This window comes from Neisseria sp. HMSC055H02, assembly GCF_001813335.1.
GTDB classification, from domain to species: domain Bacteria; phylum Pseudomonadota; class Gammaproteobacteria; order Burkholderiales; family Neisseriaceae; genus Neisseria; species Neisseria sicca_C.
This window is the reverse complement of the sequence record NZ_KV812127.1, coordinates 14,891-16,986: the sequence shown is the minus strand read 5'-3', so window position 1 is coordinate 16,986 and position 2,096 is coordinate 14,891. Positions and strand designations below refer to the sequence as shown.

Sequence of the window (2,096 nt, the reverse complement as noted above, 5' to 3'; positions counted from 1 at the left end):
TACCGCAAAAGATACCGTAAATTTTAGGTTTCTTCAATTAGGGCGGATTAGGCGGGATTAGATGACAAATAGATACCAAAACCAGCGGAAAGCCTTATCTGTCTTGGCTTTGGTTTACGGTGTTAGACTGCAATAGGCAAAAAAATAACCGCTTTAAAAGCGGCTGTGGTGCCCGGAGCCGGAATCGAACCGGCACGGCCGGTTTAGGGCCGACGGATTTTAAGTCCGTTGTGTCTACCTATTTCACCACCCGGGCGTAGACTGTTTTATATTAAAAATTTGGAAAATTTGGAGGCGGGGGCGCGGATTTGAACCGGCCTGTATAAGGGTTGCACCCCTTATAGCATAAACACTCTGCCACCCCGCCATGAAATGAGTGGAGGCGAGAGTCGGAATCGAACCGGCGTAGACGGATTTGCAATCCGCTGCATAACCACTTTGCTATCTCGCCAAACAAACTACCAGGTAGTGTTTAAACTGGAGCGGGAAACGAGTCTCGAACTCGCGACCTCAACCTTGGCAAGGTTGCGCTCTACCAACTGAGCTATTCCCGCATCGGAGAAACTTTATGGCAACTTAAGACAGAATTTGTTTGGAGCGGGAAACGAGTCTCGAACTCGCGACCTCAACCTTGGCAAGGTTGCGCTCTACCAACTGAGCTATTCCCGCCGAATGTCTGTTTCTTGCTGCTGTTTCCGAAGAAGACGCAATTATTATGGATTTAAAACTTGTCGTCAAGGGGTTTGTTTTATTTTTTATTTGATTTCCTGCCACGCCATTTTCAGATAATAGAACATTGACCAGAGGGTTAATACAGATGCGATAAACATCAATATGTTACCTGTCAGGTAAAAAATATTGTCAAATCGATTGGAGGCTAAGAGCAATAAAAATATGGCAACCATTTGCGCGGCGGTTTTAAATTTGCCGATCGTGGCAACGGCAACGCTGCTGCGTCTGCCCATTTGCGCCATCCATTCCCTCAAAGCGGAAATGGTGATTTCCCTGCCGATGATGATAATGGCGAAAATAACATAAGTACGGCCAAGGCTGACCAGCAGCAATAATGCGGTCGCTACCATCAATTTATCCGCAACGGGATCGAGGAATGCGCCGAAATCGGAGGTTTGCTTCCAAAGCCTTGCTAAAAATCCGTCAAACCAATCGGTTACGGCTGCGAGTGCGAAAATGATAGCGGCAGTCCAATTGACGGTTTCCGGTGCAATCCACCCTTTTGGCAGGAAAAACAGCAAAGTAAAGACCGGAATCAGCAAAACGCGCATCCAAGTCAGAAAAATCGGTATGTTCCAAGGCATGATTTACCTTTGATGTGGTTATGATAGTTAATTTGCCTATTATAACGGACTTGTCTGTCTGAAAGCATATGTTTTCACCATCTTTCAGACAGCAAAAGCCTTCAAGTCCGTTTGTTTTTTCGATAAAACCTGCATTGAGGCAGCCATTCTTTTTGGCACGGGTCTTCGATAAACGACTTTAAAATCTTTTGAAAGGTTTGATTTTGGGCGTTGTATATGTTGCCTTTTAGATAACACGACGCGTAATAATGCGCCAATAAATCCGCCTGCTGCTCCATATTCAGCATACTGAAATGACAAATATCGGACAGCTTGGGATAGAGATAGGCACGGCGGCGGCGGTAGCCTCCGCTGACGAACAAAAACAATCCGCCCAACCAGGTTTTAAATCCTTGCTGGTACTGCCAAACATGGGTCAATTCATGAATCATCCATATTTGATGGGACTCGGAAGCGAGGGCGAAGTCGTCAGGACAGTTATTGCGCGGGAAATAGATGTTCCCGTTGGGCGAAACGGCAACCTGCATGGTCGGCAGGCAAGGAATGCCTTGATAGATTTTGACGCGGGCGTAATCAATGCTGTCGGCAAAAATCAGCTTTGCCATTTTGATTTCGTTGTCCGTCAGCCTGCGCCAGTGTTTGCTCATACCTTGTCCTTGTTACTTTCATGACGACCAGGGTCGTCTGAAAACGGTTATCCTGCCTTATCAGTCATTCAGCTACGTTTACAACCGATACTGCCCTGTCCGCTTTATAGTGGATTAAATTTAAATCAGGACA

2 protein-coding genes and 5 tRNA genes are annotated in these 2,096 nt (G+C 46.2%); all 7 read right to left on the bottom strand.

The features are described from left to right. Nucleotides 1-166: 166 nt before the first annotated feature. Nucleotides 167-256 (bottom strand) — tRNA-Leu (locus HMPREF2907_RS11315). Between the two features lie 33 nt (nucleotides 257-289). Further along, nucleotides 290-367 (bottom strand) — tRNA-Cys (locus HMPREF2907_RS13035). A gap of 10 nt (nucleotides 368-377) precedes the next feature. Then, a tRNA-Cys gene (locus tag HMPREF2907_RS11310) sits at nucleotides 378-451 on the bottom strand. Between the two features lie 27 nt (nucleotides 452-478). Then, nucleotides 479-554 (bottom strand) — tRNA-Gly (locus HMPREF2907_RS11305). A gap of 39 nt (nucleotides 555-593) precedes the next feature. Next, nucleotides 594-669 (bottom strand) — tRNA-Gly (locus HMPREF2907_RS11300). Between the two features lie 86 nt (nucleotides 670-755). Next, nucleotides 756-1,316: a CDP-diacylglycerol--glycerol-3-phosphate 3-phosphatidyltransferase gene (gene pgsA / locus HMPREF2907_RS11295; RefSeq protein ID WP_003744331.1), complete on the bottom strand. Its 561-nt coding sequence runs from the start codon at nucleotides 1,314-1,316 to the stop codon at nucleotides 756-758. Between the two features lie 101 nt (nucleotides 1,317-1,417). Continuing rightward, a complete protein-coding gene (locus HMPREF2907_RS11290) occupies nucleotides 1,418-1,963 on the bottom strand; it encodes a type IV secretion protein Rhs (RefSeq protein WP_070682752.1) in 546 nt (181 codons plus the stop codon). Nucleotides 1,964-2,096: the final 133 nt, after the last annotated feature.

Bases quoted from the DNA above. Each gene is read 5' to 3' on its own strand.
- pgsA (WP_003744331.1), bottom strand. From the start codon at position 1,316: ATGCCTTGGAACATACCGATTTTTCTGACTTGGATGCGCGTTTTGCTG.
- HMPREF2907_RS11290 (WP_070682752.1), bottom strand. From the start codon at position 1,963: ATGAGCAAACACTGGCGCAGGCTGACGGACAACGAAATCAAAATGGCA.